We start from the raw sequence: 20,992 nt of genomic DNA, 5'->3' as shown, positions 1-20,992 counted from the left end.
AATAAAAAGGTTATATGTCAAAACTTCTATCATTTATCTCTTTATTCATTCTGATTTTCTCTTACGCACAGGACGATCTGTTAAAAGAAATCGATACTGTCAAAACGGAAGAGCCTTATTCTCCCAGTTTCAAAGCATTGCAGGTTGTTACGGCACAATCTACAAAATTACCTGCAAGAAAAGAATTCTATCTTGATATCTCCCACAGGTTTGGAGATGTAAGTGACGGTTTCAAAAATTTCTTCGGACTTGACAATGCGACTACGAAATTAGGCGTAATCTATGGATTAAGAGACTGGCTTGCTTTGAGCGCTTCCAGACATACTTACCAAAAAACTTATGAGTTTGGTGCAAAATACAGACTCTTCAAACAGGAAAAAGAGTCACTGTTTGATATTGTCGGCTACAATGTTCTGGATATCAATTCGGAACTTAAAAAAGATGATTACCCAAAACTCGAATTCACAGACAGATTTGCCTACTTATCTCAATTATTAATTTCCAGAAGATTCACGGAAAATCTGACTTTGCAGTTAACGCCAACTTATATTCACAGAAATCTGATCGAGCCAACGATTGATGCCAAAAATCTCTTCTCGACAGGTCTGGGAGGAAGATACAAGATATCGAAACGGGTTTCTGTCAATGCGGAATATTTCTACAACTTCGAGAATAAGAATTTCTATAAAAATCCTTTATCTGTGGGAATGGACATTGATACGGGCGGACACGTTTTTCAGCTGGTCTTCAGTAATTCCCAGGCTAACACGGAAACAGGTTATATAAGCAATGCGACAGGTGATTGGGGAAAAGGACATTTCTTCTTTGGATTTAATCTTTACAGAGTTTTTTAAATGCTGATTATGAAAAATATATTAAAATTATTCGTTCCGGTTTTGGGATTTCTAGTATTAATGAGTTGCGATACAAAAACTTTTGAAGAAATCTCTGATGTAAAACCAATTACAGAAACCGTTACTTACAACAAAAATGTGAAGGCAATAATGGATAATAATTGTGTGGTTTGTCATTCCGCAACAGGTTCTAATCCCTATTTCCCTTTGACGGATTATACAGCAGTAAAAAATTCGATTGACAATATCCTGGACAGAATCCAAAGAGCCAATGGGGACCCTTTAAAAATGCCTCAAGGCGGGACATTGTCTCAGGATAATATCAATATGATTATCAAATGGAAAGCAGATGGATTGCTTGAAAACTAATTAATAAATAAAGGAAAAATGAAAGCTTTAGTTTTTTTAACAAGCTTAATTCTAGTAACGAATTTTGCTTTTGCCCAAAAATATTCCACCAAGACAGGTAAGATTACTTTCGAAGCTTCGGTTCCGTTATTTGAGGACGTTTATGCTGAGAATAACAATTCGACAGCAATCCTGAATGCTGATATCGGAGATATTGCCTCGCTTGCAATGGTCAATGGATTTAATTTTAAAGTCAGTCTGATGCAAGAACATTTTAATGAAAATTATGCTGAATCTGCGAAGTATCCAAAGACAAGTTTCAAAGGTAAAATCCTGAATTTTAATAAAAACGATCTGTCCTCAAAACCAAAAGCTTATACCATTTCCGGAACATTGAATTTTCATGGTGTTGACAACTCTGTTCAATCAACCGCTAATGTTTATCTGAAAGATGATAAAGTAGTTGTTCAGGGAAAATTTGTTGTTAAAACTGCAGATTATAAAGTTAAAATTCCAAAAATGGTGGCAGCAAAAGTGGCGGAAAATGTTAATGTCAGTTATAACTTTTTACTCCAGAAATAATGAAACAATATTTTACAATAATTGCATTAATGATTTTTGGATTAGGTTTTTCTCAAACCAAAAACGTTTTTGATATTGCCCGAAATGGGACTCTTGACGAAATGAAAACCTTAGTGAGTCAAAATCCGGATATCATTAATTCTAAAAATGAAAGAGGCTTCACGCCCTTGATTTTAGCTTGCTACAGAGGTAATACAGAAGTCGCAAAATATCTGATTGACAATGTCAAAGATTTGAATTATGTAAGTCCCGAAGGAACAGCGCTGTCTTCATTATGTATCAATTATAATAAAGAGCTTGTAGAAAAAATGCTGTCCAAAAATGCTGACCCTAATATTCAGGACTCTTTTGGAAATACGCCTCTTTTGTGGGCTGTGAAAAGAGGAAATCTCGAACTAGTAAAAATCCTTTTGCAAAATAAAGCGGACAGGACTTTAAAAGATTCGTTGGGAATCTCAGCATTTGAATATGCTGTGAAATCTAATAATAATGAAATGATCAATCTTCTAAAACTTTAATTTATGGCAAAAAAAAATCTACTTTTAAGTATACCGCTATTGGTTAGCGGGATGCTTTTTTCACAGTATTCTACGGGGACTGTAAGTTTACCGACAACTGCAATGAGTGTTAAAATTGATGTTGATGCTACGAATGTTACAATGACACTCACCGGAAGCAGTACCAGCTGGTTGGGAATTGGTTTTAGTGATGAAGGGATGAAAGCTGGAGCCGACGGATTTATTTATAACAGTTCTGCAAATAGAGATTACACTTTCAACGGAGTTGGAGTAACACCGTCTGCAGATGCTGCGCAAAACTGGACAGAACTTTCCAATACAGTAGCTTCCGGCACAAGAACTCTGGTTGTCAGAAGGACACTTGCGGGTGGCGCTGGTGATTTTGCTTTCACCAATTCTGCAGGTACTCTTCCGATATTCTACGGTAAAGGAACTTCTACGAGTTTAGCTTATCACGGAGCAGGAAATAAAGATTATGCGACACTTACGTTTTCACCAACTTTGATCGCTGTTGATGAGACTAATTCTTCTGCAAAGAAAATTGGTGTTTACCCAAATCCTGTAAAAGATGTTTTGAACCTCAGCAACTCTGACAAAGCGAATTCTCTGAAAATTTACGATTCTACAGGGAAGCAAGTTATGTCTCAGAAATCTGCTGCAACAATCGATGTTTCACAATTAACAAAAGGTGTTTATTTCATCGAATTTGAAAAATCAGACGGTTCGAAGAGTTACGAGAAAATAATCAAGAACTAACAAAAAACCTCAGAATTCCTGAGGTTTTTTATATTTAATTGTAATTTTTTATGAGTCCTTTTACGACCTTAATGACGTTCGGCATAGCTTTGTTGGCAGCTTCTAAAACTTCTTCGTGAGACACCGCAAACGAAATTTCAGGCCCTCCTAAATCAGTAATAATTGAAAGACAGAAACAATCCATTCCCTGATGTTTTGCAACAATAACTTCCGGAACAGTACTCATACCAACGGCATCACCACCAATGGCTCTTACCATTCCGTATTCTGCTGGTGTTTCAAAAGTTGGTCCTGTCAAAGCGACATAGACACCTTCTTTTAGGTCAATGTTTTCTTGTTTAGCAATCGATTTAGCAATCGCAATCATCTTACGATTGTAAGGTTCGCTCATATCCACGAAACGAGGCCCTAATTCGTCAATATTTCTTCCTCTCAACGGATGTTCCGGCATCATATTGATATGGTCTGTCAGAATCATTACATCAGCTACTTTGAAATTGGGATTCACACCACCGGCAGCATTGGAAAGAATCAAATTTTTGATTCCTAACAAATGGAAAACTCTGAAAGGAAAAGTAACAGTTTCGATAGAATGACCCTCATAATAATGAAAACGTCCGCTCATCATCAAAACTTTTTTACCTTCGAGAATTCCGTAGATCAATTTTCCACCGTGACCCACAACTGTAGTTTGAGGGAAATTGGGAATGTCTTTGTAGTCTAAAGTATGAATCGCTTTTACCTCATACTGGAGTTTACTAAGTCCGGAACCGAGAACAATTGCAAAATCAGGTATTTCTGAGATGATATTCTTGATGAATTCCGCAGTTTCTTTAAACTTTTCTAACATAATTCTGAATGATTTTGTTAAAGTCTTCTCGCTTGTCAATCTCTACGTTGATAGGCCAGTAATAGATTTTGTCCCTAAGATAATCAAAAGTTTTTAGGCGGACATAATCTTTTTCAGTAGTTAGAATAACTTTGTATTCGCCCAATTTTTTGTATTCTGCAGTGATTTTTTTGATGTCATCGTCGGTAAAGTTGTGATGATCCTTGAACTGGAGATGTTTAACTTTTTGATTGTATTTTGACATCTCTTTCAAAAGCTGGGAAGGATTTGCAATTCCTGTAATCAGTAGAACATCATAATAATCCAGATTCTTTACAGGCATCATTTTATTGATTCCGAGGATATTCTCGTCGTAAGCAATGGATGAGAAAAATACTTTCTGGTAATGTTGCGGTCGTATTCTTGAGATATAGTATTGCTTCTTTTCTTCCGTCAGATCATCGGGACATTTCGTTACCATAATGATGTCGGCACGGCTTTTTCCTCTTCTGCTCTCGCGAAGGTCACCAGCCGGCAGTACAAAATCTTTGAAAAAAGGATCGTTATAATCCGTTAATAAAAGGTTCATCCCAGGTTTTATGGCGCGATGCTGGTAGCTGTCATCCAAAATCAACACGTCCAGATCCATATCGGAAATTATTTTTTTTGCACCAAAAACACGGTCCTCACATACACCGATTACAAAACGGTTTCGGAATCGCTCGAACAATTGCATTGGCTCATCACCAACCAATTTGTAATTACTTTCGTAATTCACGATTTTATAACCTTTTGTAATCCTGCCATAACCTCTTGACAGGACTCCCGTCCGGAACGAACGTGAAAGATAATCTGCCAGATACATTACCATCGGTGATTTTCCACTGCCTCCAACCGACAGGTTTCCGACACCAATTATTGGTGTTCTGAATTTCGAAGAAGAAAAAATTCCCCAATCATACATCCGGTTTCTAACAGAAGTGCCGAGATGATAACCCAAGGAAAAAGGGTAGAGATACCATCTTTTCATAGGAGGCAAAAATAAGGAAATACTTCGAATTCTGATTGTGTTTTTAATTCAAAAAGGAAATTGAATCCGGAGAATCAAAATTAATTATCTTTGCATTCTTATATAGAATCGTATGATATTATCTATGACAGGTTTCGGCCGCGCTGAGACTGTTTATGAAGGAAAAAAAATTACAATCGATATCAAATCTTTGAATAGCAAGAACTTTGACCTGAATGTTAAAATTCCGTTGAGATACAAAGAAAAAGAATTTGATATCAGAAAATTACTGAATGATAAAATCCTCAGAGGGAAAGTAGATTGTTACATCAACTGCGAAAGTCTTGAGGATAATAATGATGTCAAAATCAATCAGGATGTTGTCAAAAATTATATGAATCAGTTGAGAGAGGTTGGTTCTGATGCGCCTGAGTTCGAATTGCTGAAAATGGCAGTCAGAATGCCGGATGCTTTGTCTACAAAAAACTCCGATTTGGAAGAGAACGAGTGGAAAACTCTTTTGGAAACTGTAGAGAATTCTATTTCTAAATTTATTGAGTTCAGACAAACGGAAGGAAATAATCTTGCTGTTGAAATAGAAAAAATCGTTCAGAACATAGAATATAATCTCAATCAGGTTGCTCAATACGAAGAAGAAAGGATCCAGCCGATCAAAGACAGATATCAGGCTGCGCTTAAGAATTTTGAGAATATTGATGAGACAAGATATTACCAGGAGATGGTTTATTTTGTTGAAAAATTGGATATTTCTGAAGAAAAAGTTCGTCTTTCCCAGCACATCAAATATTATCTCGAAGTGATGAGGAACGAAGATTTTAATGGGAAAAAATTGGGTTTCATTGCGCAGGAAATGGGAAGAGAAATTAATACTTTAGGTTCAAAAGCCAATCATTCTGAGATTCAGAAATTGGTGGTCGAGATGAAAGATGATTTGGAGAAAATCAAGGAACAAACACTGAACATATTATAAGCGATAAATTATAATTAATGAATGATTTGATTATCGCTTATCATTTATCAGCAATCAATTATTTTAATGGAAAAAGTCATCATATTCTCCGCGCCGTCCGGAAGCGGTAAAACAACGTTGGTCAAACACGGACTTTCAGTAGTTCCTCAATTAAGCTTTTCAATTTCTGCCACCACAAGACAACTGCGCGGCGAAGAAAAACACGCAGTAGATTATTACTTCTTGACACCGGAAGAATTCAGGACCAAAATATCCAAAGATGAATTTGTAGAATTCGAGGAAGTTTATACCGACAAATATTACGGCACGCTGAAATCCGAAGTAGAAAGAATCTGGAAAGAAGGGAAAGTCGTGATTTTTGATGTTGATGTTAAAGGCGGAATCCGACTAAAAGAGATTTTCGGTGACAAAGCATTGTCGATTTTCGTAATGCCACCAAGCATCGCCGAGCTGGAACAAAGATTGATAAAAAGAAATACCGACTGTGCAGAAACGATCAAAACCAGAGTGGAAAAAGCAGGCGAAGAAATGACTTATCAAAAACACTTCGATAAAATTATTGTGAATACAGATTTGGACACGGCAAAAGCGGAAGTCGAGAAAATTATTAATAACTTTATCAACGAATAAAAATGTGAAAAACACGTAATGGAAAATACATTAGACATTGCAATCAATAATATGCCCGTAAAAGGGTTTCTTGACCTCAAAGAATTTGCGATTCCGACAGGCGATGACCTTGTGAAAGCTATTCTTGACCTTAAAAAAGAGAAAAATGCCGTTATTCTGGCGCATTATTATCAGCCGGGTCCGATTCAGGATATCGCTGATTTCCTTGGCGATTCTTTACAATTGGCAAGACAGGCAAAGGAAACCGATGCGGATATGATCGCTTTTTGTGGCGTACACTTTATGGCGGAAGCGGCGAAAATCCTTAATCCAACCAAAAAAGTGGTTCTTCCCGATACATTGGCAGGTTGTTCTTTGGCAGACGGCTGTTCGGCGGAAGGTCTCAACAAAATGCGTGAGCAATATCCAGATGCACTGGTAGCAACTTATATCAACTGTAATGCGGAAACCAAAGCGGCTTCGGACATTATTGTAACGAGCTCCAACGCAGAACAGATCATTAATGCTTTACCAAAAGACCGACCGATTATTTTTGCGCCGGATAAAAACTTAGGAAGATATCTCAGCAAGAAAACAGGTCGTGATATGATTCTTTGGGACGGGAGCTGCATCGTGCACGAGGCATTTTCTATGGAACGTATCGCAAAGCAGTTAGCAGACCACCCGAATGCAAAACTGATCGCACACCCGGAAAGCGAAACGCCGGTTTTGGAACTGGCGCATTTCATTGGATCAACGTCCGCGCTTTTGAATTATGTAGAACAAGATGATTGCCAAGAGTTTATCATTGCGACTGAAGAAGGCATCCTTCACGAGATGAGAAAACGCGCACCGCACAAATCTTTGATTCCCGCTTTGGTTTTCGACGAGAGCTGCAACTGCTCAGAATGTTTCTTTATGAAGAGAAACACGCTGGAAAAACTTTATCTGTGTATGAAATATGAACTTCCGGAAATTACAATGGACGAGGATATTCGTCTCAAAGCATTGAAACCGATTGAAGCCATGCTGGAACTTTCCAAAAGCATCAAATAAAATTACAAACCTTGTCTTTTCAGATGAGGTTTTTTTGTAGAATGATTTGGGCAATCCCCTCGCCAACACTTGTCATCCTGAGGCTCTCGAAGGGCATCCGCTCGGGTCGGGCTATCCGTTGCAATCTTTTTTTGCAAAAAAGGATTTCCACTACTATCCCTATTGCAGCTTTGCAAGAAAGAAACCTCAGAATAAATAAGAGTTTACCAGAATCTTTGTCATTCTGTAAGAATCTAAACCGAAGAGATTCCTCCGGTATGACAAACTAGATGTTTTAATTCGTTTATTCCTTTGCTGAGTTTTACGCCTTTGCGAACCTTAAAATATTTTTCAATTATGATTAAAAATCTTTGCGGACTTTGCGTTCAAAATATTTTTCTATTTTTAAAGAATGAAATCAAAAATCCTATTAGAAGACATAAAAATCTATGCTTATCACGGTGTTTTGCCAGAAGAGGCTTTGATTGGAAATAATTATATCATCAATGTTGAATTACAAGCCGATTTAGAAAAAGCATCACAGTCGGATAATCTTGAAGATACCATCAATTATGCTGAGGTCAGCGAAATTATTCATCGGGAAATGGCAATTCGTTCCGAACTTTTGGAACACGTGATTGGAAGAATCATTAACAAAATCGAAAACCAGTTTCCACAAATCACTTTCATCAAAATCAAATTAACTAAAACAGTTCCGCCAATGCCAGGCGAAATGAAAGGCGTGAGTCTGGAATTTGAAAAATCGATATTTCAATAAAGAAAGCTAATCAAACCCTTCAGAGTTTTAAACTCTGAAAAGGGTCCAATTAGATAAAAAATGTTAATGAAATCTTAAAATTTGGTATCAAGTTTGATACAAAAAACTCAAATACAAAATTTTATGAAGAATTATATTGCAGTTGGGATTGCTGCATTAGGTTTTATTATTGCTGCTGGATTGCTTGGCAGCGCTATCAAAAACAGAAACAAGTCGGAAAATACCGTTTCTGTGACCGGACTTGGTTCCAAAAAATTTACATCAGACCTTATTACCTGGTCAGGAAGCTTTTCCAAGAATAATTTTGAGCTGAAATCGGCTTATGATGCTTTGGCAATTGACAGAAAAGTGATCTCTGATTATCTTCTTTCCAAAGGTGTGAAACAAAATGAAATGGTTTTTTCTGCGGTTGATATTCAGAAACAATTCCGAAGCTATACGGATTCCAACGGGAATTATCAACAGGGAGAATTTTCAGGATATAATTTGACCCAAAGTGTTTCTATCCAATCCAAAGAAGTTTCAAAAATTGAAAATATCTCCAGAAACATTACCGAAATCATCAATCGTGGAATAGAGTTCACATCTTCTTCACCGCAATATTTCTACACCAAGTTGTCTGATGTTAAGCAAGAAATGATTGCTAACGCTACAAAAGATGCGAAAGAAAGAGCGGAGAAAATTGCTGAAAATGCGGGAAGCAGTCTCGGAAATCTGAAAAAAGCAACAATGGGCGTAATTCAGATTACGGCACCAAATTCCAACGAAGATTATTCCTATGGCGGAACTTACAATACCACTTCCAAGGAAAAAGAAGCAAGCATTACCATAAAACTTGAATACGAGGTCGATTAAAAGTAAAGGAGCAAATATTGCTCCTTTATAATTTTGTCTTGCTGTCAAAAACTAATGTCACCGGACCATCATTAATCAATGAAACTTTCATGTCCGCACCAAAAATGCCGCTTTCGGTTTTCAGTCCGGATTTTTTTATTTCATCTTTAAAATATTCAAACAGTGGAATGGCTTTATCAGGTTTGGCAGCTTTGATATAGGAAGGGCGATTGCCTTTTTTATAATCAGAAATCAGAGTGAATTGGCTGATGCAAAGGATTTCGCCATTAATGTCTTTCACGGAATGATTCATTTTTCCTTCTTCATCGGAAAAAACCCGTACATCAAGAATTTTTTTGACAAGCCAGTCTGCATCTGCGTTTTCATCATTTTCATCAACACCGATCAGAAGCATCAATCCTTTTCCAATTTCTCCAACAATTTGGTTGTCAACTTTTACGTTTGCTTCAGAAACGCGTTGGATTACCACTCTCATCTTTAATTATAAATTGATAAAATATTAGTATTGGAATCAAAATTATATCCGTAGGTTTTTGGTGCTATTTTGGCAACGCTGTTATCCGTAGGTTGTCCCGTGATTAGAATCCATTGTGAACCATCTTTCGGACAATAAATGGAAGTGTCATTTTTGACCTCAAGAGTTGTATCTGTATCCGGACAGATATGTGGTGCATTTCTATCATAAACTTTGAATCCACTTGTTGTTCTTACCACGATCAGTCCTCTGGTTCCGGCTCCAACTTCATTCACGTAAACCCAGGCTCCAACGGTCTGTAACTTGTAATAAAGCGGTAAAGTCAGGTTAAGTTGTACAGCAATCGTGGAATTAGGAAAACAGCTTACGGTTTCATTTCTTTCACTACAAGAATTATTAGTGTTTAAAACGCTGATAATCAAAAATAATGCGAATAGCGATGCGATTTTTTTGGTTTTCATTTCAAAAATAAATTATATATTTGTAAACTCAATTCGAGACAAATTAGTATCCGGCAAAGGTCGGATTATTTTTTTATACAAACGATAAATTTTATTGTTATGAACTACGTGACCAAAGAAGGTTTGGACAAAATGAAAGCCGAACTGGAACAATTAGAAACGATCGAAAGACCAAAAATAACGCAGCAGATTGCTGAAGCAAGAGATAAAGGGGATCTGTCTGAAAATGCAGAATACGATGCAGCTAAAGAAGCGCAGGGGATGTTGGAGATGAGAATCTCTAAATTGAAAGATATTATTTCTACATCCAAAATCATTGACGGAAGCCAGCTTGATCTGAGCAAAGTATCTATCCTTACAACTGTAAGATTGAAGAACAATGTGACAAAAGGTGAGCAAAAATTCACTTTGGTTCCTGATAATGAGAGTGATTTGAAGGCTGGAAAAATTTCTGTGAATACACCTATTGCGAAAGGACTTTTGGGCAAATCTGTTGGTGAAACAGCCGATATCGTATTGCCTAATGGAAATAAGCTTTCTTTTGAAGTTTTAGAAATTTCGCTATAAAATAAAAATAGAGATGTTGGTTTAAAACTTGCTGAAATTAAAATCAATATTAAAAAAATTATGAGCACTATTTTTTCTAAAATCATCAACGGAGAAATTCCTAGTTATAAAATTGCCGAGGACGAAAAACACATCGCTTTTCTGGATGCGATGCCTTTGGTAAAAGGTCACACGCTGGTTGTTCCGAAAAAGGAAACCGACCTTATCTTCGATTTAGATTCTGAAGATTACAAAGAACTTTGGGCTTTTACACAGGACATTGCAAAGCAAATCAAGAAAGCTATCCCTTGCAAAAGAGTAGGAGTGGCTGTTGTCGGTTTGGAAGTGCCGCATGCTCATATACATTTGATACCACTTAACAGTATGGACGACCTTAATTTTAAAAATGCTAGGCTGATTTTTACACCCGAAGAGTATAAAGAAATTCAGGAATCCATAATAAAAGCATAAAAGAAGTCTTGAGCTTCTTTTTTTAATTTAGAACTTAGAGAAAATTATGAATCCAAATCAATGTTCATTTTGCGGAAGGAAAAAGAGTGAAGTACAAATACTGATTTCCGGGCAAAATGGATTTATATGTGAAAACTGTATAGAACAGGCACATGCCATTGTAAAAGATAGTGTTAATAAAACTTCGGATTCTGCATCTATGGCGGAATCTCTGGAAGAACTTAAAAAGCCTAGAGAAATAAAAGCTTTTCTTGATGAATATGTGATTGGTCAGGACCAGGCAAAAAAACAATTGTCGATAGCGGTTTATAATCATTACAAAAGATTATTACATGCTCAGGATGAAAACCGTGAAGTTGAGATTGAGAAATCCAACATCATAATGATCGGTGAGACCGGAACAGGAAAAACATTGCTGGCAAAAACGATTGCAAAACAACTGAATGTTCCATTCTGTATTGTAGATGCGACAATCCTTACAGAAGCAGGTTATGTGGGTGAAGATGTGGAAAGTATCCTTTCGAGATTGTTGATGGTTGCTGATTATGATGTAGAAAAAGCCGAGAGAGGAATTGTTTTTATTGATGAGATTGATAAAATCGCCAGAAAATCTGATAATCCGAGTATCACAAGAGATGTTTCGGGAGAAGGTGTTCAGCAAGGTTTGTTGAAATTGCTGGAAGGAAGCATTGTGAACGTTCCGCCTCAAGGCGGACGTAAACATCCGGATCAGAAGTATATTCAGGTTAATACCCAGAATATTTTGTTCATTGCTGGAGGTGCTTTTGACGGGATGAAAGAAATTATTGAAAGAAGACTTAACAAGCAAGCCATTGGTTTTTCCGCAGACAAAATCAATAAAACCGATGAAGAAGATTACATTTTAAGTCAGATCAATGCGATCGATTTGAAGAGTTTTGGGTTGATACCTGAACTTTTAGGGAGATTTCCTATCATTACTTATCTCGATAAGTTGACAAAAGAGACGCTTGTAAGAATTATGAAAGAACCTAAAAATTCTATCATTAATCAGTTTACCGAATTGTTCAAGATGGATAATGTCACTCTCGAATTTACAGATCAAGCTATTGAAGAAATCGTGGAAGATACTATGAATAAAGGACTTGGAGCGAGAGGTCTGCGAGGGACAACTGAAAAAGTATTGGAAGATTATATGTTTGATATTGAAAATAACCAATACGTAAAAATAGACTCAATATTATAAAATCTTTAATTAATTAGATATTTTATACGAATATCTAAAAAATTAATATCTTTGCAAGAAGAACACACAAACACATATACACACAATGATACGAAAATTATTTATTATCAAATTAATACTATTCAATAGTATTGCTTTTTCCCAGGTTCTTACTTATGTTGGAAATTCAGCATTAGTTACTGTTCAGAGTCAAACTTTGGTATACAACGGTGGTGGATTACAAACCGCCGGTACAGCTATAGTAAACAATTCCGGAAATATCATGATTAATGCTGCTTCTACAGATCAGCTTAACATTGCATCTACATCAAATGTTAATTTGAAGTTCAACGGTGCAACAAGTTACGGACAGCTTTATATTGCGGGTATTCCTCAGACTAATATTACAGGTAAAGTTAATAAAGAATACAGAGCAGATGCCAATAGCGGATCTACAGCTAAGCAGCAGCTTGCTTTGCCTTTTTATAACTACCCGATTTCAGATCTGGTGGCTAATTTAGCTAATAGTCCGGGAAACACAGGAGGAAGTTATCTTAATGTGACTAATGGTGCTAATAATTCTGCAGGACGTTTTAATCCTAGTTCTGTATTCAGATGGAATAATGCCAGAGCAAGATTTGATCAGATAGCGGCGGCTAGTTCCGCATTGTCGACAACTTATGTAGGTACTCCACTGGATTATTACATCATACCGAGAAGAAATTCTTCAGGAACAGTTGTTTGGGATGCTGCGGCAGCTTCGGTGGTTACTACGTTTGCGGGAACTCCGGTTTCTGATGTTAGTGGAAATCAATCTTATTCTCTTACAGGAGCATCCAGTGGAATTAGCTTTGGTTATAATGGATCTGCTACTAATTATTATGGCGAAAGATATTACAGCTATTTAGATGATCCCTTTCAATCAAAGACTGGAAATGCAGGAGGCTGGGATGCTAGTTACGGTAAGAACCTTTATCAGGTTGCAAATCCCTTTTTAACAAATATTGATTTAAGATACATTGGTCAGTCAGAATCTACAAACTCTGATGGTAATGCTATACCTAATTTACAGGGTATCGCCTATTATACCTCGGGTTTAACCTGGACAAGAGGATCAGGAACCAGCTATCCAACTGAAAATACAAGCGGATCAGCCAATGGTACTGCGGGAAGAACTGTTGTTATGGTTGCAAGTTCCGGTGTATTTCAAGCTGGAGATATTAGCGGTAACCGTCTAGTGATTAAACCTATGGGTGAGTTCATGGTTAAACTTTCCGCTGACAATGGAAACAATGCCGCATCTGCAATTAATTATACTTTATTAAGACGTTTTGCATCTACTTCAAGAGATAATACAACGCAAACCACCAATCCTACAAGTAAGATATTTGATGATGCAGATATTCCTACAGACAAAATTGTAAAGCAGGTAGCGGTTATAATGTATGATACAGACAGCTTGGAAATAGGAAGAACATACTATGCAATTTCTCCTTCTGCTGTTACCGGGAACAGTCCCGGCAATACAAGTTTACAAGCTTATAGTGGAGATAATGCTTTTGTTTATACTAAAGAAGAGACTTTAACAGGAGGTGAAGATATTAATCTTTCCGGAAAACTTTATATTAACGAAGCTAATGAAGTTGCTTACAAGTCTAAAGAAATTCCTCTTTATATAAGTGATGTTGGAACTCCATATTATCTGAAGTTTGAGGTTTATGAAAAAGGTAATAGAGTTCCGGAAGGGCTAAGTGATGGAAATAGCTTTTATCTAAAGAATTCTCAGGGTCAGTTTATAAAGATTGTAGATGGTGATAGCCTTTCTATGAGTGGTGCTAAAGTTTTAGGTTTATATTATGAACTGCCGGAAGGTGCAACATTAGGAACTGGGAACGTTAATAATTCTCAAACAATAATAGCTAAGAAAGATTCTCAATGGGTTGTAAGATTCGCAAAAAATTGGAATAAAGCAACTGTTGAGGTGTATTCTGCAACAGGACAGTTATTGAACACCAAATCACAAATATCTACTGGCTCAGATTATACTGTTCCTTTGAATTATCAAGCAAAAAGTATGTTCTTGGTTAGAGCTATTTCTGATAAAGGAGAGGTTGTAACTAAAAAAATTGTTAATTAAACACAAAAATAACTAATGATGATTAATTTTTTATTAAAAAGGGTATACCGTTTCTTGTTTTTACTGATGAGTATATTCGGATTTGCTCAATCTGTACCACCACCACCCGAGAATCCTGAATCCGGAGATATTGGAGCTTATCCTGCTTCCCCAATAGATAGCTATACTTTTATTTTGTTTTTAATTGCTATTGCAATGACTATAATTTTTGTAATGAAACAAAAGCAAAAAGCCTTACAATAAAATTTTTTAATATTTTAAAACTCACTTTTAAGTGAGTTTTTTTTATTTTTACTCTATGAAAAAAACATTATTTATAAGCAGTATTTTATTATCTGCATATGCATTTCCACAGTTCAGTGTTACTGTGGAAATCCCTTCATATTTGTCTGATTCTGATATGTATCTATATGGTTTTAACGGATCTAAGGAGATTTTATATTCTAAAGCTAAGATCACAAATAATAAAGCTGTGTTCAAAGTTGATAAAAAGTATACTGGAATGATGAGAGCATTTTTTCAGAAGACGAATTCTTCAGTAAATTTGGTTTCAGAAAATAAAAATATCGATTTCAAAGTTGATCTGGATAGTAAAAATAAGTTCTCGAATGTAGTTTTTAATGATCAGACAAATCAATTATTTGGGAATGAGATTGACCAGCAAAAAAAACAGGAATTAATACTGCCGGCTCTGATCCAGATTAAGGATTATTACAGACCGACGGAAGATTTTTATAAATCGCTTGAGAAGGAAATTAATTTGCTTTCGAAAAACGATCAGTTACTCTATGAGACTCATCCCTTTCTAGATTATTATCACAAAAATCAAAAATTTTCTGTACAGGAAAAAGCAACTGAGCTAAAACCTCAGGATTATATTGATTTTTACTCAAAATCTGGAGAATATCTGGAGACATCGCTGATTTTAAAACCTTCCTTAATAAACTATTTGAATGTTTCTAAATCCAATGTAGAAGAAGGCGTCGACAAATTATTAGCTGCTGTTAATCTTGAAACACCACGAGGACAAACTATACTTTCTGAGCTTATTGATATTTTTAACACCTATAATATGGATAAGCTGAAACAAAAATATCTTGCAGAAGGCAATAATCTTAAATGTACAATCAATGACAGGCTTGCATCAACCCTGAAATCGAATAATAATACAGAAATTGGTGCTAAGATGCCCAATAATGTGTTTGTAAATCCTATACATACCAAAGCCAAGTCTTTGTACGATGTAAAAAGCAATAAAAAAATTGTTGTATTCTGGTCTTCCACTTGTTCTCATTGTGAAGCAGAATTACCAAAACTTTTGGAAAAGTATGCTAAATTAAAAGCACAAAACATTGAGGTTGTTGGTTTATCGCTAGATAGCAATCTTGATGAATTTAAGAGTAAAGCCAATATATATCCCTGGATAAGTGATTCTGAAGGGAAAGGCTGGTATAGCTCATATGGAGATACTTATAATATTTCCGCAACGCCAACTTATTTCATATTAGATGCTGATAATAAAATCATTAGCAAACCCAATCATGTAGCTGATGTTTTAGATTATTTAAAAGTTAATTAAAAGTTTGTGGGAATGTAAAATATCCTTATATTTGCACCACAAAAATGGCGAGGTAGCTCAGATGGTTAGAGCGCAGGATTCATAACCCTGAGGTCACGGGTTCAATTCCCGTCTTCGCTACTGGAAAATCCGTAAATGTATAGACATTTGCGGATTTTTATTTTCTAGTAATTAAAAAAAGTCTATTATTTTTTAGGGTAAGTTTTTTTAATAAAACAACTAAAAAATATATATTTCTCTGTAATATATCTGCGTCATATTATTTTAGGTTATTCAAAATTAAGGGAATGCTCCAGATTCTTATGCATCTTATTATTTGAAAAATAGCCTTTTAATGATTAGATGGTTAATCAGATTTTTAACTAATATAATGGCCTCTTGGGACAAGGTCGATAAAATTAAGAGAAGTCTCTAATCATAATAATTTTAAAACATTTAATATTTTGATTATTAATATGTTCTGCTTTTTTTTTAAATATGTGCTTAAAATATTTGGAGGGTAAATTCAAATGTTGTACTTTTACGGTGCTTTTGAGACAATCACTCAGGAGCAATAAATTTTTTTTCATCATTTGTGTTTTTAGAATCGTACTTACTGTACGATTCTTTTTCTTTTTATAGCTCATATAGAAGCAACAGATTGATAAAATAAGAATAGCTTACCTGCCCGTCTTGTTGATTTGTTTTTAAAAACAGATCATTGGTTGCTCCAAAAAAATCACTTATTATACCCTTATTTTTTTCAGCAAAAACTACTTCATTTTCCCGGTCTTTCTTCATCTTAACAGAATATTTCCCAATGATAGATTCTGCAAAAGGTTTGTCATTTTTGGCGATCGATCTTAAGAGACTTTTTAAGATATATAGCTGAGTGCTATATTGTAAATCCGCATTATTTGTTTTTTTTGAGTATAGATAAGCTATAAAACTGGCTTCCTGTTCTCTGGCATAACCAAGCTGGTGTGACATCTCATGAGCCAGAGTAAATGGAAGTTGTGTAGCCGGAATATTAGGATTGTATTGTGATTCCGCTGTAAACGGATTATAATAGCCCAGGATTCCTGTTTTATTCATAAAAGAATCGAATAAACTTGGCTTAACGGATAAGTCTGTAACCGGCTTTTTTATGCTAATGTTTTGCGGCAAGTTTTTTTGTTGTTTTAAGATCTCAAGTTTTAATTGCCGGATATCTCTGATTATAAAAACACCATTTTTATTTTCTGATACCTTTTCCCGTGTTTTTTTACACAACTCAAGATATTTAAGGGTTAGATTTTTGACTTCGTAATCTGATATTTTTCTCTTTTGGAGTTTATTTATAATTGGTGTCTGGAAATAAAGCATCCCCCAGAAACATTGATACATAAAATAGAATATGTTGAAGGAAATAAGAATGTATTTTAGGAATTTTGAATTTCTGTTTTTGATTAAACCCCACACTAAATAGATCAATATTATGGTAATTAAAATATAGACTAAATCTCCAAAAGAAAAATTAAATTTTGAAAATATAGCAATGTGTAAACTCTTTTTCCATTCAAAAAGCTTTGAAAAAAAATTAACTGCAAAATCAAGTTTTGATAATATGTAAAAAAATAAAAATTGGGCAACCAAAACGATTGCCCAATTTTTATTTTTTAAAAAGATATTTTTATTAGTGACCACCACCGGATATTTTTTCTTTTTCAAGGTTAATTCCTTGTGATTTTAAAATTTGGGTAACTCTTACTGCATAGAATGCAAGATAAGCAAAACAAATCACACCAACAATATAACTTGAATGGATAGAAGTAAGATCAGCAATGTAACCTTGCAGCCAGCTCACGATTCCTCCACCCATAATCATCATAATTAGCATACTGCTGCCTTCATTAGTATTTTTTCCTAATCCATTAACAGCCAGAGCAAAAATACACGGCCAAAGCGTACTACAGAATAAGCCGACACTTGTGAATGCATACACAGAAACCATACCTTCTGTTGTCATTCCTAATATTGTTGCGAGAATTCCGGCTAATGAGAAAAGCAATAGCATTCTTGCCGGATTTCCTTTGCTGAGAACATCTGCAATGATCATTACCAGGATAATGAGCGGATAGATATAGAAAGGCCTCAAGTCATGTTGTGCAATAGCATTAACCAATAGAAAAACTCCAAATGCCAGGTACGGAGCTAGGAATCTCAATATTTTTTTGAATCCTCCCGAAATATCAAAAGCTTCCACTGATCCCGTCCATCTGCCAATCATCAAACTAGCCCAGTAAAGAGAAACATAGGGAGCAACATCTTTTGTTGAGAATCCTAACGATTTTTCCATATATGCAGGAAGATTGCTTGCAGTAGAAACTTCTACACCAACATAAACGAAGATTGCAATCATTCCCAGAACTAGTTGTGGATATTTAAGGGCTGAAGTCCTGTGCTCTCCTGGAGTGGTATACTCTGTATTTTCGGTGCTCACTTCAGTCTTTTGAGGCAGGGATGAAAATTTCAATAACAATGCAACAAGAACAAAAGCGCCACCTAAAATCAAATAAGGAATCTTTACACTTTCTATACTAGCAGTTGTATTGGCCGTAGTAGCAGAGCCAAAAATTGCAAAAGATACGATCAGAGGTCCGATTGTTGTCCCTAGATTGTTAATTCCGCCTGCCATTGTTAATCTTTGAGCCCCTGTTTCTGAAGGTCCAATTTCAATCGCCAGTGGGTTAGCTACGATCTGTTGAAGGGAGAATCCCAATCCGACAATGAATAATCCTGATATCATTAATGTAAATGAACCGGTATTTGCGGCTGGATAGAATAATAAGGTTCCAAAAGCAGAAATCAATAATCCTAAAATCAATCCGTTTTTGTAACCGATTTTGTTAATAAGGTCTTGTCTAATACCCTTAGAAATAAACATATAAATAAGAGAACCTACTGTATATGCAACATAAAAAGCAACAGATACCAATTGACTTTGGCTTTGAGTGAGGTGAAAAGCTTCCTTAAAAACGGGAATCAGGATGTCGTTACTTGCGGCAACAAATCCCCAAAAGAAAAAAACTGTAACTAGAGGAATAAACTGTCCCCAATTGGTTTTCTGTGGTGTCATGTATTAATTGTTTGTTAATTTTAAGTTAATATTTTTAAACAAATGTAGTGAAAAGTATTATTCGTTGGATAAATTATTTTATTTTCTCTATCAGAGACAATTGGATTTCGTCAAAAGCTTTTTCTTTGAGCTCTTTTAATGATAAGTCTGGTGTTAGAATATCATTGAAGAAAACTTTCACAACTCCGGGATATCCTTTTTTATTATCAAAAGGGAACATCTCCTTCAAACCTTTGAAACTGAAAACCGCAATAGGAAATTGATGTTTAGTTGCCAAAATAAAAGCACCGTCTTTGAATTGATCCAAAACAATACTCGTATCATCTGGGACACCGCCTTCAGGAAAAATAACAACACTGTGACCTTGCTGCATTCTTTCAGCACATCTTCGGTAAACATCAGCACGGCTTCTTGCACTATTTCTGTCCACCATTACACAAACCCTTTTATAAACGGTTCCAAAGATTGGGATTTTTTCCAGCTCTTTTTTTCCGACATAACACAGCGGATGATTAGGGAAAAGAATACAGGGCAGCATAACATCCATGATAGAAGTGTGATTGGATATGATAACATAGGGCTGCGACTTATCAATTTTTTTACCAGTTTTAGAAATCATTTTGTATCGGAAACCCATTCCGTAGAACATCCCGATAGCCCAGAGACGGATAAAAAAATAGCAGAATTTGTAATCCTTCTGCCGGATCGATAAAATATAAACAGGAATAAAAAATATTAATGTAAGAACAGTGCCCAGAATCACCATCCAAAATCGCCAAACATACACCAGTAATGTTCTCATTAATGTCTAATAAAAATTAATCAGACCAAAAATAAGTTTTTATCCGTTAAAAATAACTTTTTTCTTTATAGAATAATTCAGCATCGAGACGAGAAGTATGGCGGAGATCTTACTCATCATTTCCGGAGAAAGCACATAGATTCCCAGATCTATCACTTCTTTGAAGACAAAGTGATATAATACCTGGAACAAAAACAAGCTTATAAAAGTAGAAACCACAGAAACAAGGATAAAATAAACAAACTCTTTTCTCTTAGAATGTTTTCCTCTTTCAAACACAAACCAAATACTTAAAAAATAATTAGTAATAATTCCACAGCTCGTAGACAGGATATTGCTAAACGGATATTTAATTCCATACAGATTATACTCCAAAAAAAAGACTTTTGGAAGATAAACGCTGAAAAGCTTAAAGCTGCCGATTTCTATAATAGCACTTAGTCCGCCGGCTATGATAAAGAATATAACTTGCTTCTGATGTAGAATTAATTGTTTCATTTCGTTTGCAAATTTATAGGAATTGTTAAATGTTTTAAAATAATCGTTAAATAATTTTTTTGTATTAGAAATATTCCTACATTTATTTTATTGTAAAAGAAAATGAGATTTGATTGAAAAATTGTTTGCACAAAGGTTTTCTTGTTGAAAATAATGCAAATAATTCCAGTTGAGAGTAAAGTTAGCCTGACTAATAATAATTGGTCAGGAAATTTTTTCGCTAAACACAAACACCCAAACCACAAATATTAATCAAATGAAAAATTCTAACAGACCTTACAGAAAATTTTTGCCTCAGCAAAAAAAGATCGAAGAGTTGGAAAAAAGCAGTTCCAGATTCAAAAGAATCTATTCTGAGTATGAAACAATGTCTGATGAGCTCTGGGATCTCGAAAGCAACGAGACTACAGAAAGTATCCCGGATGACTTCATCAATGCCATCAAACTACAAACAACTTATCTGGAGGACGAGATAGAAGACTGGTTGATAGAAGATAAAGATCAATAATTAAAAATCAATTCAAAACCTTCCCGAAAAAATATTATTTTAGCATTCTA

At 35.3% G+C, this 20,992-nt stretch carries 25 protein-coding genes and 1 tRNA gene; 18 read left to right on the top strand and 8 right to left on the bottom strand.

Going from position 1 to position 20,992, the window contains the following annotated elements; genetic code table 11:
- Positions 1–14: 14 nt before the first annotated feature.
- Genes AC5P2S_RS15170 through AC5P2S_RS15150 form a run of 5 tightly spaced genes read left to right on the top strand, consistent with a single transcriptional unit; the run spans position 15 to position 3,058 of the window.
- Positions 15–854, top strand: a complete 840-nt coding sequence (locus AC5P2S_RS15170; RefSeq protein ID WP_494555468.1) for a DUF5777 family beta-barrel protein — start codon at positions 15–17, stop codon at positions 852–854.
- Between the two features lie 9 nt (positions 855–863).
- Positions 864–1,223, top strand: coding sequence for a c-type cytochrome (locus AC5P2S_RS15165; protein WP_494555467.1), 360 nt, complete (start codon positions 864–866; stop codon positions 1,221–1,223).
- Between the two features lie 18 nt (positions 1,224–1,241).
- Complete coding sequence (locus AC5P2S_RS15160) at positions 1,242–1,784, top strand: YceI family protein (protein WP_494555466.1); 543 nt, start codon at positions 1,242–1,244, stop codon at positions 1,782–1,784.
- Entirely contained in the window at positions 1,784–2,302 is a 519-nt protein-coding gene (locus AC5P2S_RS15155; RefSeq protein ID WP_283417760.1) for an ankyrin repeat domain-containing protein, read from the top strand. The genes AC5P2S_RS15160 and AC5P2S_RS15155 overlap by 1 nt, the downstream gene beginning before the upstream one ends.
- Positions 2,303–2,305: 3 nt before the next feature.
- Entirely contained in the window at positions 2,306–3,058 is a 753-nt protein-coding gene (locus AC5P2S_RS15150) for a T9SS type A sorting domain-containing protein (RefSeq protein WP_494555465.1), read from the top strand.
- Positions 3,059–3,092: 34 nt separating this feature from the next.
- Here AC5P2S_RS15150 and AC5P2S_RS15145 read toward each other — a convergent pair whose 3' ends face one another.
- Positions 3,093–3,908: a purine-nucleoside phosphorylase gene (locus AC5P2S_RS15145; RefSeq protein ID WP_494555464.1), complete on the bottom strand. Its 816-nt coding sequence runs from the start codon at positions 3,906–3,908 to the stop codon at positions 3,093–3,095.
- Positions 3,892–4,917 carry a tetraacyldisaccharide 4'-kinase gene (lpxK, locus tag AC5P2S_RS15140; protein WP_283417763.1) on the bottom strand — a complete coding sequence of 342 codons (1,026 nt, stop codon included), beginning with the start codon at positions 4,915–4,917 and terminating at the stop codon, positions 3,892–3,894. The genes AC5P2S_RS15145 and lpxK overlap by 17 nt, the downstream gene beginning before the upstream one ends.
- Before the next feature lie 112 nt (positions 4,918–5,029).
- Here lpxK and AC5P2S_RS15135 point away from each other — a divergent pair, with 112 nt between their 5' ends.
- From AC5P2S_RS15135 to AC5P2S_RS15115, 5 genes are all read left to right on the top strand, one after another.
- Entirely contained in the window at positions 5,030–5,887 is an 858-nt protein-coding gene (locus tag AC5P2S_RS15135; RefSeq protein WP_283417764.1) for a YicC/YloC family endoribonuclease, read from the top strand.
- Between the two features lie 66 nt (positions 5,888–5,953).
- Complete coding sequence (gmk, locus tag AC5P2S_RS15130; RefSeq protein ID WP_494555463.1) at positions 5,954–6,517, top strand: guanylate kinase; 564 nt, start codon at positions 5,954–5,956, stop codon at positions 6,515–6,517.
- Between the two features lie 18 nt (positions 6,518–6,535).
- Complete coding sequence (gene nadA / locus AC5P2S_RS15125; protein ID WP_120214974.1) at positions 6,536–7,552, top strand: quinolinate synthase NadA; 1,017 nt, start codon at positions 6,536–6,538, stop codon at positions 7,550–7,552.
- A 391-nt stretch (positions 7,553–7,943) separates the two neighbouring features.
- Positions 7,944–8,309, top strand: coding sequence for a dihydroneopterin aldolase (folB, locus tag AC5P2S_RS15120; RefSeq protein ID WP_494555462.1), 366 nt, complete (start codon positions 7,944–7,946; stop codon positions 8,307–8,309).
- A 123-nt stretch (positions 8,310–8,432) separates the two neighbouring features.
- Entirely contained in the window at positions 8,433–9,164 is a 732-nt protein-coding gene (locus tag AC5P2S_RS15115; protein WP_120214971.1) for an SIMPL domain-containing protein, read from the top strand.
- Between the two features lie 25 nt (positions 9,165–9,189).
- Here the strand turns inward: AC5P2S_RS15115 and dtd are convergent, their stop codons facing one another.
- Complete coding sequence (dtd, locus tag AC5P2S_RS15110; RefSeq protein WP_494555461.1) at positions 9,190–9,639, bottom strand: D-aminoacyl-tRNA deacylase; 450 nt, start codon at positions 9,637–9,639, stop codon at positions 9,190–9,192.
- 2 nt (positions 9,640–9,641) lie between these two features.
- Positions 9,642–10,100: a hypothetical protein gene (locus AC5P2S_RS15105; RefSeq protein WP_494555460.1), complete on the bottom strand. Its 459-nt coding sequence runs from the start codon at positions 10,098–10,100 to the stop codon at positions 9,642–9,644.
- 99 nt (positions 10,101–10,199) lie between these two features.
- On the opposite strand from AC5P2S_RS15105, the gene greA reads away from it, so the two are divergent.
- From greA to AC5P2S_RS15070, 7 genes are all read left to right on the top strand, one after another.
- The gene (greA, locus tag AC5P2S_RS15100; RefSeq protein ID WP_494555459.1) at positions 10,200–10,667 is read left to right on the top strand and encodes a transcription elongation factor GreA; all 468 of its coding nucleotides are present in this window, start codon (positions 10,200–10,202) and stop codon (positions 10,665–10,667) included.
- A 60-nt stretch (positions 10,668–10,727) separates the two neighbouring features.
- Positions 10,728–11,117 carry an HIT family protein gene (locus AC5P2S_RS15095; RefSeq protein ID WP_283417772.1) on the top strand — a complete coding sequence of 130 codons (390 nt, stop codon included), beginning with the start codon at positions 10,728–10,730 and terminating at the stop codon, positions 11,115–11,117.
- A 46-nt stretch (positions 11,118–11,163) separates the two neighbouring features.
- Positions 11,164–12,342 carry an ATP-dependent Clp protease ATP-binding subunit ClpX gene (gene clpX / locus AC5P2S_RS15090; RefSeq protein ID WP_494555458.1) on the top strand — a complete coding sequence of 393 codons (1,179 nt, stop codon included), beginning with the start codon at positions 11,164–11,166 and terminating at the stop codon, positions 12,340–12,342.
- 85 nt (positions 12,343–12,427) lie between these two features.
- The gene (locus AC5P2S_RS15085) at positions 12,428–14,458 is read left to right on the top strand and encodes a T9SS type A sorting domain-containing protein (RefSeq protein ID WP_494555457.1); all 2,031 of its coding nucleotides are present in this window, start codon (positions 12,428–12,430) and stop codon (positions 14,456–14,458) included.
- Between the two features lie 15 nt (positions 14,459–14,473).
- Positions 14,474–14,701 carry a hypothetical protein gene (locus tag AC5P2S_RS15080; RefSeq protein ID WP_283417775.1) on the top strand — a complete coding sequence of 76 codons (228 nt, stop codon included), beginning with the start codon at positions 14,474–14,476 and terminating at the stop codon, positions 14,699–14,701.
- A 55-nt stretch (positions 14,702–14,756) separates the two neighbouring features.
- Positions 14,757–16,037, top strand: a complete 1,281-nt coding sequence (locus AC5P2S_RS15075; protein WP_494555456.1) for a redoxin family protein — start codon at positions 14,757–14,759, stop codon at positions 16,035–16,037.
- A 46-nt stretch (positions 16,038–16,083) separates the two neighbouring features.
- Positions 16,084–16,157: transfer RNA gene (locus tag AC5P2S_RS15070), tRNA-Met, on the top strand.
- A 495-nt stretch (positions 16,158–16,652) separates the two neighbouring features.
- Here the strand turns inward: AC5P2S_RS15070 and AC5P2S_RS15065 are convergent.
- The 4 genes from AC5P2S_RS15065 to AC5P2S_RS15050 form a co-directional block, all read right to left on the bottom strand.
- Entirely contained in the window at positions 16,653–17,702 is a 1,050-nt protein-coding gene (locus tag AC5P2S_RS15065) for a DUF3810 domain-containing protein (RefSeq protein ID WP_494557040.1), read from the bottom strand.
- Positions 17,692–19,134 (bottom strand): MFS transporter, encoded by a 1,443-nt coding sequence (locus AC5P2S_RS15060; RefSeq protein WP_494555455.1) that lies wholly within the window; start codon positions 19,132–19,134, stop codon positions 17,692–17,694. The genes AC5P2S_RS15065 and AC5P2S_RS15060 overlap by 11 nt, the downstream gene beginning before the upstream one ends.
- Positions 19,135–19,207: 73 nt before the next feature.
- Complete coding sequence (locus tag AC5P2S_RS15055; protein ID WP_494555454.1) at positions 19,208–19,936, bottom strand: lysophospholipid acyltransferase family protein; 729 nt, start codon at positions 19,934–19,936, stop codon at positions 19,208–19,210.
- 39 nt (positions 19,937–19,975) lie between these two features.
- The gene (locus AC5P2S_RS15050) at positions 19,976–20,434 is read right to left on the bottom strand and encodes a GtrA family protein (RefSeq protein ID WP_494555453.1); all 459 of its coding nucleotides are present in this window, start codon (positions 20,432–20,434) and stop codon (positions 19,976–19,978) included.
- 256 nt (positions 20,435–20,690) lie between these two features.
- Between AC5P2S_RS15050 and AC5P2S_RS15045 the strand changes: the two genes are divergently transcribed.
- Complete coding sequence (locus tag AC5P2S_RS15045; RefSeq protein ID WP_283417780.1) at positions 20,691–20,942, top strand: hypothetical protein; 252 nt, start codon at positions 20,691–20,693, stop codon at positions 20,940–20,942.
- Positions 20,943–20,992: the final 50 nt, after the last annotated feature.

The sequence above is a fragment of the Epilithonimonas sp. 33E genome (assembly GCF_059372615.1).
This window is presented reverse-complemented; position numbering and strand designations above follow the sequence as displayed.